11 protein-coding genes and 2 pseudogenes are annotated in these 12713 nt (G+C 41.0%); 1 reads left to right on the top strand and 12 read right to left on the bottom strand.

The features are described 5' to 3' along the window. Positions 1–42: 42 nt before the first annotated feature. The 10 genes and pseudogenes from TVG_RS03635 to TVG_RS08475 form a co-directional block, all read right to left on the bottom strand. On the bottom strand, positions 43–375 hold the full coding sequence (locus TVG_RS03635) for a hypothetical protein (RefSeq protein WP_010916947.1): 333 nt from the start codon (positions 373–375) through the stop codon (positions 43–45). A gap of 540 nt (positions 376–915) precedes the next feature. Then, on the bottom strand, positions 916–1167 hold the full coding sequence (locus tag TVG_RS03630; RefSeq protein ID WP_048053955.1) for a hypothetical protein: 252 nt from the start codon (positions 1165–1167) through the stop codon (positions 916–918). Between the two features lie 91 nt (positions 1168–1258). Then, a pseudogene (locus tag TVG_RS08485) lies at positions 1259–1403 on the bottom strand (IS4 family transposase); the annotation flags it as partial. Between the two features lie 92 nt (positions 1404–1495). Continuing rightward, positions 1496–1833 (bottom strand): annotated as a pseudogene (locus TVG_RS08895) (transposase). Positions 1834–1940: 107 nt separating this feature from the next. Next, positions 1941–2276, bottom strand: coding sequence for a transposase (locus TVG_RS08890; RefSeq protein WP_277770634.1), 336 nt, complete (start codon positions 2274–2276; stop codon positions 1941–1943). A gap of 148 nt (positions 2277–2424) precedes the next feature. After that, positions 2425–2754: a hypothetical protein gene (locus TVG_RS03615; RefSeq protein WP_010916944.1), complete on the bottom strand. Its 330-nt coding sequence runs from the start codon at positions 2752–2754 to the stop codon at positions 2425–2427. 69 nt (positions 2755–2823) lie between these two features. Next, positions 2824–4269: a beta-galactosidase BgaS gene (gene bgaS / locus TVG_RS03610; RefSeq protein ID WP_010916943.1), complete on the bottom strand. Its 1446-nt coding sequence runs from the start codon at positions 4267–4269 to the stop codon at positions 2824–2826. Positions 4270–4320: 51 nt separating this feature from the next. Next, positions 4321–4728 (bottom strand): IS66 family transposase, encoded by a 408-nt coding sequence (locus TVG_RS03605; RefSeq protein WP_162009534.1) that lies wholly within the window; start codon positions 4726–4728, stop codon positions 4321–4323. Between the two features lie 286 nt (positions 4729–5014). Continuing rightward, complete coding sequence (locus TVG_RS03600) at positions 5015–5296, bottom strand: IS66 family transposase (protein WP_162009533.1); 282 nt, start codon at positions 5294–5296, stop codon at positions 5015–5017. A gap of 262 nt (positions 5297–5558) precedes the next feature. After that, the gene (locus TVG_RS08475; protein ID WP_156769066.1) at positions 5559–5726 is read right to left on the bottom strand and encodes a hypothetical protein; all 168 of its coding nucleotides are present in this window, start codon (positions 5724–5726) and stop codon (positions 5559–5561) included. A gap of 276 nt (positions 5727–6002) precedes the next feature. Here TVG_RS08475 and TVG_RS03595 point away from each other — a divergent pair, with 276 nt between their 5' ends. After that, positions 6003–6482, top strand: a complete 480-nt coding sequence (locus TVG_RS03595; protein WP_048053953.1) for a hypothetical protein — start codon at positions 6003–6005, stop codon at positions 6480–6482. A gap of 92 nt (positions 6483–6574) precedes the next feature. Here TVG_RS03595 and TVG_RS03590 read toward each other — a convergent pair whose 3' ends face one another. After that, positions 6575–9706 (bottom strand): helicase-related protein, encoded by a 3132-nt coding sequence (locus TVG_RS03590; protein ID WP_010916940.1) that lies wholly within the window; start codon positions 9704–9706, stop codon positions 6575–6577. After that, positions 9690–12713: a class I SAM-dependent DNA methyltransferase gene (locus tag TVG_RS03585; protein ID WP_010916939.1), complete on the bottom strand. Its 3024-nt coding sequence runs from the start codon at positions 12711–12713 to the stop codon at positions 9690–9692. Before TVG_RS03585 ends, TVG_RS03590 begins: the two co-directional genes overlap by 17 nt.

The raw sequence follows: 12713 nt of genomic DNA, 5'->3' as shown, positions 1-12713 counted from the left end.
ATTTACCTTAAACTATTTATTTAAACTAAAGTTTTGCGTTAATTATATAGCAACTCCATGATTTAATTTATCTCTGAATTTCAGGACATTCCTTGCTGATTTATACGGGTTCAGCATGGATTGTTTCACAGCCATAACGAATCGATCACCATACTTACTGAACCCGTAAATGAGTGATTCAAGGAGTTCGAAGCAGATCCATCTCTCCCGTTTCCCCATCCTTTTATGTGCGTAGAGATATTTTCGCATTGACATTATGGCGCCAATTTCGAGGATCACCATTCCTGTTGACGTTAGATTGAGGTGCATCTCTGTCTTGCATAGCTTCCTCAGGAAGATGTGACCTAACCCGTCCCGCTTAATATCCCTGTGCATAACCTCGATATCGCTACGCCTGAGTTATGTTTCCATGATTCGCTTCATGTTCCATTCCGATCTGTTTGTTGCATAGTATCGTTTACCATTGATGCCTTCTGATATGATTACCTTCACCTCTCCCATGCCCTTTATCTTTCCCTTAACCTCCCAGACAGAGTATGTATTCCATGATAGTTTTATGGTCTGAGACTTACTGTATGGCAGGGACAGGGAATCAAGGGTGGTCCATCTCCCCTTAATCTTGATCTTCCTGTTGCCCTTGCTCTAGAATGAGGCATTTCTCAATGACTCCTTTCTGTATATCAATCTTTGAGCGGTATTCGTTCCCATCGTCAAGACTCTCCTTTCTCCTGTATACCTCAGCAGATATGGGATATATGCCATATCTGCCCGAAAGGACGCATGTTGCGAACTGTATGCCCCAGACAGTCCTTCCGGTGGAATGATCAAATATTAATCGTGCAGCCTCAATGTTCTTTCCCGATTTCTCGGCAATGGTGTCGTCTATTGCAAGTATTCCATCATCTTCAACTGAATTTATGCTTTCTGCATTTTCATGAACATCAGGCCAGTGTCAATATTTGAAGAGAGGAATCTGTTCATGCTTGACTGGTTCACATGAGCAATGATGGTGGAGTTCAGGTGTGCCACACTCCTCCTTTGAGATGTTTGGAAGGATGAGATAAGATCCTCAAAGTGCCTGAACTGCCTTATCTCACCAAAACATGATCGGAAGGGATCTGTCAGTTCACTGAGAATGTCAGGACTGGAATATATGGGTATATCCATATGGCTGACAAATGTTTGACATATTCATAACCTTTATGGCTGAAAGAATTATTTGTTAGTGAGAGAATAAAATTAACGCAAAACTCTAGTTAATTATTCCTGTAGCTAATATGGATAGGTGTGTAGATAGGTTAAATTTCCTGGAATAGCTTTCTAGGCCTATTCCTTCAACCTTTGATTCCCTTGATATTTTATTGCAGTGTTTTTTTAAGGATTTTATTGACATGCCTGAACATGATTATAAATTAAATCATAGAATAAATATGACATAGTCATGCATAATGGTTAAATACTGGAAACTGGTATGATTTTAAATTCATTTTTGTTTTTAAAAATTTAGGCTCATCGGACTTTCAGGTGGGTTCACGGGTAAAGCTCTAAATCCGCATCTGAAGTATATTGCCGTTCTGAGATTCCCCCTATTCCTGTATCCATAGGCCATTTTCTGTATGAGCGCTATATTTGAATTGATACCCTCGGCCCTTGCATTTGTAATCTTATGGTTGAAGTAGTTCAGAATGTTTCTGATATGAACCTTCATCATCCTGCAACATCCTTCATGGCATACACCGAGGAATGTATGATCCAGTTATACCAGCTATCCCAGTATTTTCTTGCACTTTCAATGGAAGGGGCATTCCAGAGGCCCCTGATATTCTCCTTCATGGAGTATGCCTTTCCGTCTGCAGATTGGATCTCTTCAGTTCATTGTACTTTTCCCTGTATTAATCCGGGAGATTTTCATGTGCATAGATCCATATGTATCTCGTTCCCTACAGATCGGTCATTCCACTTTTCTGCAGTTCCTTATTCACCTGTTTTCTTGTTGTATCAACCGATTCATTCACATGCTTCATTACATGGAATAGATCAAACACTATCTTTGATTGTGCATCCGGAACATATTCCATTGTGGATGACATGAACGGATCCCACATGTCTATTGATACCGCTGTTATGTTTGAAAGGTCTTCTCCTGTAAGAGTCCTGTAATATTCATCCAAGGATTCCTTCTTCCTGTCATACGCTATATACTCAACATCGTTTCTATTCACGTAATAGACAAGTATGATGTATTTGTGCCCTTTCCTGTAAGATTTCTCATCTATGCCTATAACGGAAGGATGTCCCTTATTTCTCTCCCTTCCTCTTTTAACAGCATGTTCAAGTATGTTCCATGCCTGTTTCTAGGACAGTTTCATGATCTCGGTGAAGTTGAATGTGTCCATGTTCTGTAGCATTCTTATGGATCGTGTTTCAAATCTCGCTGTGAGCCTTGATGTCTTCTCTGCCCATGGCAATACGGCTTCTATGGCGCCATGTTCCTGGCAGGATATCCTTGGGCGATTGGGGATTGGCATGAACAAAGCTCATGAATTCAATGCTGTCAAGATCCCTCCACACCCTCTCCCTGAGGTGATCATAGACCATGCACTCCTTCCTGCACATGGGGCAGAGAAGCTTTGAACTCTTCTCATGTGTTATGTATATCTCCACAGTCTTTTTCATGGAATCAAGAGAAACTCTCCCCACTTTCCATGGCAATTTCAGTTCAAGCAGAACAGAGTATAGCTGGCACTCATCCATGAAATAAAATATCTAATCACTAAATAAAATTACCCGCATGAAAGTGGGACGAACCAAAATTTATACAATTTATTTTCTTAAACCATTTATAGGCGGTATTGAATCGAGGTGCTTTAATTCTGGGGATATGCAATTTTTTGTTGCTATTTCCTTATAAACAAGAGCACTTGGCCTCCAGTATAGTTTTTTATTTTCATCGTATCCTATTAAACCAAATTTCGGGCTAAATCCCAATGCCCATTCATAATTATCAACTAAGGACCAGTGCAAATAACCCTTTACATTGGCTCCTTTATTTATTGCCCTCAGTACACTTGCAATGTGTGAAACTAAATAATAAGGCCTCTGATAATCCCCATTATCGGCTATGCCATTTTCTGTTACGTACATAGGCAATTTATACCTGTTCCAGTAATTCATAATTACATATTCCAATCCCTCCGGATAGAATTCCCATCCTATATCACTTGTTGGTCTTTTATCGTTTGTTACAGTATTAGGAGAACCTGAATGACCATAGCCTTTTAATGAAATATAGCCATCTCCGTCTTTCCTTAACATTGTCCTTGTATAATAATTAATTCCGATCCAATCTAGTTTATTGCCATTAATTCCAAGTGATTTATCTCCTTTTATTAATGGATCAAAAAATGACCATTTCGCATCACTGTCTGCTTTAGCAATAGCATCATTATCTTTTTCCGGATCCAAAGGCGTAAAATATGTGTTTGCATAAATTATTCCCACAGGTTTATCCGTAATTTTTTTCATAGAATCGTATGCAAGAGAATGTGCTTTTAATATATTGTTCTTAACTTTAGATGCAAATTCTGAACTGAGATAGGAAGGCGGAAAACCTGATTTGATATTTATAAAACCATTTCCATAAACAACATTAGGTTCATTCATGGTTGAAAATGCAACTGCCAGATCTTCCATTTTATATACTATATACGAGGAGAATAAAGCAAACAATTGAACTATCCTGTCATTCAGCCAGCCTGATCTTTCTGTTTTTATTCCTTTTCTAACAGATACAGGATCGCTTAGCCATACAGGAAGTGGCCAGTGGTACATATTAATTATTAAATCTATATTTCTATTTTTGATATCATTAAATATCTCAATGTAATGGTTGAGTGCATCTTTATTGACATATTTATCAAGTTCTGAAAGAATGTTATTGTTTATTTCTAAGGAATTATTTTTTGCATCTGCCATTATTTTTTCCGGGAAAGGTTCCGGGAATAATCTTGACCATTCAACTCCGATTCTTGCCATTTTTAATCCCATATTCTGTGCAGCTTCATGGAATGATTTATAGTTATTCCAGTAACCCGGACCATTTTCGGGCATGTCTCCGCTTACAAGCCCTGATTGGATGTTTTCTTTATCATGAACCCAGACATACCAGTCACTTTTATCGTCCATTGCGTTATCATAGCCCATCTCCGATTGAAAACCTGACTGTGACCAACCAAATTTGAAATCCTCTGGAAAATTGTTTTCTACCATACAAATAGCAATACTTAATTATATAAAAACTATTTCGTAGTGAGTAAGAGGTTAGTCTTCTGAAGCTTGACCTCTCCTTTTCATTGATTTATCAAGCCTCCCCTCTATCTTTTTCATGTACTTTTTCCCCATCCACTTCCTTATCTCCGGTTGTCCATCCTTGACTATGTTGCTTTTCCAGAGTCTGGATGTATACGAAACAGATGTCAGTTTTTCATATGTCCTGTCCCCTGTTTCCGATCTTGTTCCTCCATTTGTCTTTGTGTATATGACTGAAGGCTTAAGTGCCCTTTCTGCCCTGTTGTTTGTAGGTTCAACATCCTTGTGAACAACGAAGCTGAATAACCATTCCTTCCTGCGCTTGAGGAGGTTGTCAACAAACTTCCTGGATTTGGTGTGTTCGTAATCATAATCAAGGAGGAATACAAGCTTGTTGTATAGATTCTCAACATCTTCCATGGTGCCACTGCCATGTAACCTGTTTTGCCTCATGATAGAACCGTCTCAGTGATCTCAGTATCCTGTTCCCATCATCACCATAGAACTTCTTCAATTCCTTTGCATCCGATATGATATGAGACCAGTAGTACTGCTGATCGTTGCCAGTCTCCTTTTCCAGGGTTTCAAAGGCTGAATGCCTGTCATGGATGTCAGTGCCGTTGTGTTTTCCCAGAATTTCAAGGTGAACATCATGTCCATTTGACCGGTCAATACGGAATGTTGCTTCACCCCTTGTGACAAATGTTCAGAGGTTTTCGTTCCTTCCGTCATTTCTCCGTGATGTGGAATCCATGTGCCTGTATGTGGATTCCTGTATTGTTTTCATTAGTTCCTCATATCTGTCACTGAAAGCCTCTGCTAGTGATTTCAGGATGTCGGAGACCTCACCCTCGGATATTGTTATGCCGAACATATCATTCATTGTTGCGGATACGTTCTCCTCGCTCATCCTAATGTCAATCTTTAGGTACATGACAGCAAGCATTGTCCTTATGGACAGACGGGCATTTGGAAGTTCATCATCCACGGGAGTTTCAACCATCATGTTGCAGTGTTTGCAGTATCTCCTCTCTATGAGGTATCTCTTAACTATTGTCCTGGGTACAGGTATATCCTCTATGATGCGTTAACGTATCTCCTGAATTCGGCTCAGTTTCGATGGGCAGATGGGGCACCTGTGCAACGGTATCCTGGCAATATGATCTATGCGGTCAGGTGACTTTCAGAAGAAAACTCTGTGGCACTTCTTCTGTCCGGGTTTCTACTTTTCCGCAGGCGGTGGCATGATCTCATAGGACTTCCCGTTCTTCTCGCCTATGTTCTGGGGGATGTCTCTTCTTATATTCATCAAGCTGCTCCTTCAGCTTTTTATTCTCTTCCTGCAGTTCATCCATCTTCCTGTCCTTACATTTCTCAGCCTTCTTCATTGCGTCAATGATCTTCTGATATGGAAACATAATACTAGTAACGGCCGAAACCCTTGATGAAGCAATGAAGGTTCATGCAAGCAGAGGTTTCGACAGGGTTCCAATTAAAAAGAAGGGGGAAATCGATAACTTTTATGATACAAATTATGATAAAGAAATCTAGGTTACGCCTGAATACATACTCTCTGAGCCAACCGGTATTTTTGAAACCCTTAGTTATTTTTTTTCTCTGAGAGAGATTTCTTCTTCATTCTTAATGGGAATAGCATAAATCGAATTGTGCATTACTCGGACCTAAACAACCCATTGGCTTCAATAGGTATCCATACACAAATTGCTTTTTGTGAAATAGCAATACGAAATTTTGTAAGGTTTAAAAATCCTTACAAACTGGATTTTGGTGAAAAATTCTTAACCGATTTGAAAAAATCTCCTGGAGCAGACATAAAAATTGATCGGGCCGAGGGTCGATTCGAAAATAAGAAGAGATCACAGACAGAAACTGACTTGTTTGACGAACTCGACTTTGATGAGGAACTGATTTTGTTCAGAGAAATCATGAAGCCCAATCTGGATGCCAACGAGAAAGCACATTTTGAGAAATTCGTCAACCTCGAAGATTCCAGAATTGAGTTTATAAAGAATATGCGAAATGAAGTTATGCACTCAAAACCTGAGATTATCAAAAAACATTCTGACATTAATGAATGGTTGAAGTTTTTACAAGATTGTCAGTATTTCATAAGAACTATTGAAGACAATACCTTTGCGCCTTTTCCGAGATAATATTGCCTGTAGATTTCAATGCAACAAATATGAATCTTTAGAAAAGATGCAAAGGTAACGAACAGGCTCAGCATATTGTATCGGTTGATAGGTTACATATCCTTCTTCAGGAGGCACCAGCACACTCTCCTTAGGTCTATTTCTAAATCTGCGGGTTCGTTTATATCTTCTTTGCCAGTACTTTCGTAGGCGTTAAGCACTTCACGGGCTTTTTCCAGAAGGCCTCCACGCTTCATAGCATTGTAAAGTGTGGTTACCACGGTCTGTTTAGCACGTGCGGCATTAAACTTGGCTGAAAGAGAGATCCCCTCATCACCCATGCTCTGAAGTGCAGCAGATATTTCCTGCTCCTGTTTTGATGCCCTGACCTTTCTACCCTGTTGTACTTCTTGGATCTTCTGCTCTTCTTCAAGTTTATTCTTCAGCCAGAACTTGAGCTCCTTGAAATTCCCCATGAGTGCCTTGTATTCAATGGTTTCCCCCCTGTTTTCCGTTTCGCCTTCGAGTAATTTGCTTATAATCTCATTTGGATTTTGCACGATTTCCTTATTCCCGTCAAAAAACTTTAGCACCCAGTGATAATCGTCACCGTTGCGAAATAGAATGAAGAGCCCATCCCTGTCTGAATGCTTATAGGCGCCTATTCCAATTGGCAAATCTCTCAGCCATTTCTCTGTTTTCTTGTTTATTATATCTGCAAGGGTTTCAATAGGATCCTTTGAGAACTGTTGAATTTTTTCTTTAAGTATATCGAGTATCTTTGGATCGTTTCTGGCAATGGCTTCCTGTATTCCAAAATCTTTCGGAGAGGCCTCTTCTCCAAGAGTTGTTGAATCTATTCCTATGGTACCACTGATGAGATCAATCCTCTTGTACAGTTTCTTCATAACGCTGAGAAAATGCGCCAGACTCTTTGGATCACCCTCATCTCCATTAATGGGCATCACATTTATAATGAAAATTTCATCGTAATCCGATCCTATCCTGTCGATCCTACCAGCTCTTTGAATCAGAACCACAGGGTTCCACGGGAAATCGTAATTCACGATATACTGTGCATTCTGAAGATTCTGGCTTTCACTAAGAACATCAGTGCTTATCAGAATCCCGCCATTTTTCATGAAGTCCCTTATAACTGGAGTCTTGTCTCTTTTTGAAACACCGAATCTATCTCTACAGACGGATCCGGTGGCCAGCATTACCCTGTCTTTTATTCTTTCCTTCATGTGATTGTAAACATACTCAGCAGTGGCAAAGTACTGGGTAAACAGGATGACGCCATTTTTTCCGGACAGCTCAATCCGCTGGATTCTGTCTATGACCTGGGACAGCTTTGTATCTGTTTCTGGTAACTGACCAAGTATCTCCTTGATAACATTTATATCCATTTCACATTTTTTAGCATAATCCTCCCTCTCCTCCCCGCTTAGTTTGCATCTTTTCAGCACTTCCCTATTCTTTCCAGAGAATAGTTCATCTGGAGAAGGGGGAACCCACTCCTCATCATCCTCATACATATCGGTGAGTACCCCTCTCATCTTTGGCGGGATAAAATAACCCTCACGTGTTGCATAATCCATACTCTTTTCTATATAATTTAGTAAGGTTTCCATGGTTTTCCTGAATGCCTGGATACTGCTCTCAAGGCGTTTGAAAAAATTTATCCTCATCAGAATCTTAACAAGGTCCTTCAGGAATTTCCTCTTCTTGTCTTGCACCCCTGAAGCTATGGGGGTACCATCAGGGAGCCTCAGCACTTTTCCCAGTTTGTCGATTGCATATTCATAGTAGATGAAACTCAACCGGTCAAACTCCGCATCGATCTTTTCGTAGTCCACTCCGGTTGCATATCGATTTGCCGGGTCAGTATCCAGCTTCCTCACTGGAAAATGCAATTTTGACTCGCTTAGCACTTTGGCAAGTTCCCTAGACGTCCTAACCACAAATCTTCTCAGTATTGCGTCAATATCTACAGGTTCATCATTTCTCCAGAGCTTTTGCTGCATTGAAAAGTAACCCTTGAGAGAAGGGCTGATATCTGATATCGAATCATCCCTGAGATAGAGGGACAGGAGTGAATATAGATCCATAAGACTGTTGTTGATTGGCGTGGCAGTTAGGAGAACAATTTGTTTTTGGCCTGCAGCCATAAGATCTCGTAGTACACTATATCTGTTTGACCCTGGTGACTTGAAATAATGTGCCTCATCCACTATTATGAAATCTTTACCCTGAATTTCCTTTATTGCCTCATCCGGGTGTTGTGAGAGGTATTCAGACCTTTTTGAATCGATATGGACATGCGTCTTGTCCATCTCATCCTTCCATGTTGTTTCAAGAGCGCTCTTCGGCGCAATCAGGAGAGGATTCCTTCCGTCGTTTATCGCCATTACAGCCAGGTTAATTGCTACCCTGGTTTTGCCCAACCCAGTGGAATCAGCTATGACTACGCCGTTGTATGTCTTGAGGATTCTTGATGCCTGTATTGTTGATAGGACCTGATGAGGAAACAGGGTCTTCATGAGGCCGTTTGTTCTTGCTTCATCAAGCTGCGGGCCATATACCTCGTAAAGGGCTTTTGCCAGGACCTCGTAAGGACTGTGTGTTGTGACATAGTTTTCAAGCAACTGGAGGAACTCATTTTTGAAATCAACAGAACGGTCTTCCTTCCAAAGTTCCAGAAACCATTTTATGAGCTCAGTCACACCTTCCCTGTCTGTTGTCAGCATGTTTAGTTCCCTGTTTCCCGAAAGTCCGCCGCCTGTAAAATTGCTTGAGCCAACAATTGCAAAGCCACTAACCATATTAGAAAATGATGTGCGTGCGCCCATGTAGGCCTTACCGTGGAAGAACCTCCCCTTAACCCTTCTTATCTCAACTTCTGGCCTCTTGAAAAATTCAACGGCATTGTGCAAGGCTGAGAAGTAGCTGACATCGTCCTCATTGTTCAAAACTTCACTGGCAAAAACGTCTTTCTGCTCAGAATAGAAATCTTCGTCATAACTTTCAAGGTTCTTTATGGCCTCCTCCTCAAACTTTATGCTTTCAGAAGGCTCTCTACCTAGAAGTAGCTTTAGGGGCTTATTTTTCAATCCTTCCTGGATATTCCTGTACCCTTCAAGATTGAAGTATGCCGAAGCTATGGCAAGTTCCTCAACATGGCTCATCTCGCGCCTAAGGACGCCTGCCAAATTCTGCTTTGAGTTGTCAATTATCTTGGTCATGGTCCTCCTCCTGGGATTTCAGCCCTCTATCAGCCTTGATAAGACGGTCATCAACAAGATCAATAAATTCTTTGTAAAATTCATCTATTGGAAAATCACTCACACCCAGTAAATTCAGTATTTCCGAGTCCAGTTTTTTCCTGTCATCGGTTCCAATCTCTTCGAAATATCTTTTTACGTCCCTATTCAATGAAACGTCAATCTTGCTTAAGTCCAGTTTGCTTAAATCCGGCACAGGCATCTGTTCATAATCATTCACTTTGACCTCACCGACACCGCCACCGAGCCTTCTCAGGTATAATTCCATTGCTGTGTAAAATATGGTGGAATTAAGAAATGTTATTATCCCTCTTACGTTAGGCTTTAACGTATAGAAAGTGTTGTCACAGACAACTGGTTCTTTAGACCATGGGATGAAGAATCTATCCATTACGTACATCGGCAAGATTATATTTGCAGGCTCAAGATCGTTAAGAGAATACCAGTTTTTCCTTCCGGATACTGATGGCACGTTGTTATAGCCTATGACGGGTTCTTTTCGGCCCCTGATGTTTACAGGTTGTTTTCTTCCCCATTCAATGTACTTTTTGGTCATAATTCCAGGAGTTTTGGTGTACAAACACAATCTTTCAGGTTTGTCAATTATGTATCCCTTTAGATCCTTTGTCGTTCTAACCAGTGGCTTTGTATCCGATCTGTTTATTACAAATCTCTCTCCACCCTCATTCTCAATATAAACGAGACCTTGTTCCTTAAGTTCTTTCTCGTTTTTCGCACTTACGCCCCATTCCTCAAACTTCTTTGGATTAGCTAAATAATCTGTCTCATATTGAGAGGAAACATCTCTCATGTAGAAGAATTCGTTGGCGCCAGTAGTGAATCCACGTTTAACCTCTGCGAAATCTCCAAGCTTGTGGTTTAGCTTCGGCATTATTTCTCTGAGGAAGATTTCAGGGGAACGCAAGTAGAACCACTTGCCTGGCTTAAGATCTGATCTCTCCATGGAAACCCTCCTGACAACGCTCTTGGAAGCATAGCTCTCTAAGTAGATGAAATCTACTGGTCCATTCTGCATGTCGTTGCCGTAGAGCGATATGACAGTGTTTATATCTGCCATAAAGGATCGGTTCTTTTGTCCGTAGATGGCGATTAGCCTGCTCTTCAGGAAATCCTGGAGTTTCTTACCATAGGAGGTTTCCAGCCACTTGTCAGATGTTATTGCTGACACATAGCCATTTGGCTTTAGTAACCATAGTGACCTCATGAAAAAATAAACGTATAGGTCTGATTTCTTGTCTAACTTGTATGTACTAACATAATATTTCTTCCTTTCCTGCTTAATTGATTCTTGCCTCACGTATGGAGGGTTCATAACAACAATGTCTGCGGGATTCACCATGTATCTCTCAATTACCTCGGGATTCAGGCCGTATTTTCTCAGATTCTCGGTGTGAGATTCTATGCGCTTTTTCAGGGACTTCTTGTTCTCATGATCGTGTTCGTTGGAATACTGTTCAATCAGTTTTTCGACGTGGTCCCTTTCTTCCTCAATCTCTGGTGTTATCTTCTTCTGAACACTCTGAAGCTCAAGGGAATCCGGAATATCTACGATCTTGAAATCAAGGTTGGGCAACGGTACCGGGACTTCCAGGTCAATAATCATGGATAGCCACATCCTTAGTCTGGCGATCTCAACGGCTTCTGGTTCTATGTCAAAGCCGTAAATATTTCCATATATAGTCTTCTTGTATTCATACGGATCTGATATCCATCCTGCAATTGAATCAGCCTCTGTGACAATGGATACGATTTCCTGCATCATCACAACCAGAAATCCTCCAGATCCAACTGCAGGGTCGACAACCCTCACCTTAAGAAGCCGCTCTTTCAGGTTCCTGATTTCGTCTAACTTCTTGCTCTTTCTCAGTTCATCCAGGTACAGATCGATGCCATCCTGCAAGCTCCTGCTGTCTGGAGTATATCTGTCCTGAAGCCCTAGATATCGAACCAGAGCCCGCCTGCAGATGAAGGATATCTCATCCTTTGGAGTGTAGAACGTCCCCTTCTCCCCGCGTTCCTTCTCCAGAAGAAGGTTCTCAAAAACGGTTCCGATCAGCGCAGGATCTATGCTTACCTCAACTTCTAGTGGAGCGCTTTCGTCTACAGTGAAATTATAATCGTCAAAGAATTTTCGGGCCCGCAGAAAAGCCTCGTTCAATATTTCTGATATTTCCTCTTCCTTATCTCTTGTCAGATAGTCCTCCCTGTCGAAGAGCGAGCCATTCAGGAAAGGTATTCCCTCGATTTTCCCCGTGTTCAGACCGTTATAGTAAAGGTTGCTCAATTCCCAGTAATCTTTAATGTTATCGACAAACCTCTTGTTTCCTTTGAGCCATCCCTTCTTCTGAAGGAAGTAAAGGAACATCAGCCTTCCCAAGAACTTCTGAGCAAACGATCTTGTGTGATCTTCCAAGTATGGGGTGAGTTTGTCCGACAGCTCCTGAAACAAGTCTCTGTATTGATAGAAGAAATCGTCCCTGACCTTCTGGTATGGGAAAAATTCGCTGTTATACAGCTTCAATAATTCCACATTGTTTTCCACATACTTCATTGACTTGAGCACGATCTTGTCAGTATGATACAGTTCGTCAGAAAGATACAGAATTTTTGCCTCTGAGTTATATCCTACTCCGGGTATTATACACACATAAGATTCAGAAGAATTCGTTAGAACTATTACTGGACTGAGCAGATTGTTTCTTTTCCATGACCTTGCGATACTAACACATCTCCCGCGGGAAAATTCATCATTATTTACTTCTATTACTACAATGTCTAACAGGTCATTGTTGAAGAGCCTCAGTACCTTCTTAGGAGTGGTCTTAGGAGGTATAATCTTCTGTTCTTTTAACAGGCTTAACGGAAACTCTTGCTGTTTCACTGGGTAACCAAGCTCCCTGAATTGGTTGACCCAAAAGTCCACTCCAAACAAATTTTTAACAGCCAT

It is taken from the genome of Thermoplasma volcanium GSS1 (genome assembly GCF_000011185.1).
In the GTDB taxonomy this organism is placed as follows: Archaea; Thermoplasmatota; Thermoplasmata; order Thermoplasmatales; family Thermoplasmataceae; genus Thermoplasma; species Thermoplasma volcanium.
This window is presented reverse-complemented; position numbering and strand designations above follow the sequence as displayed.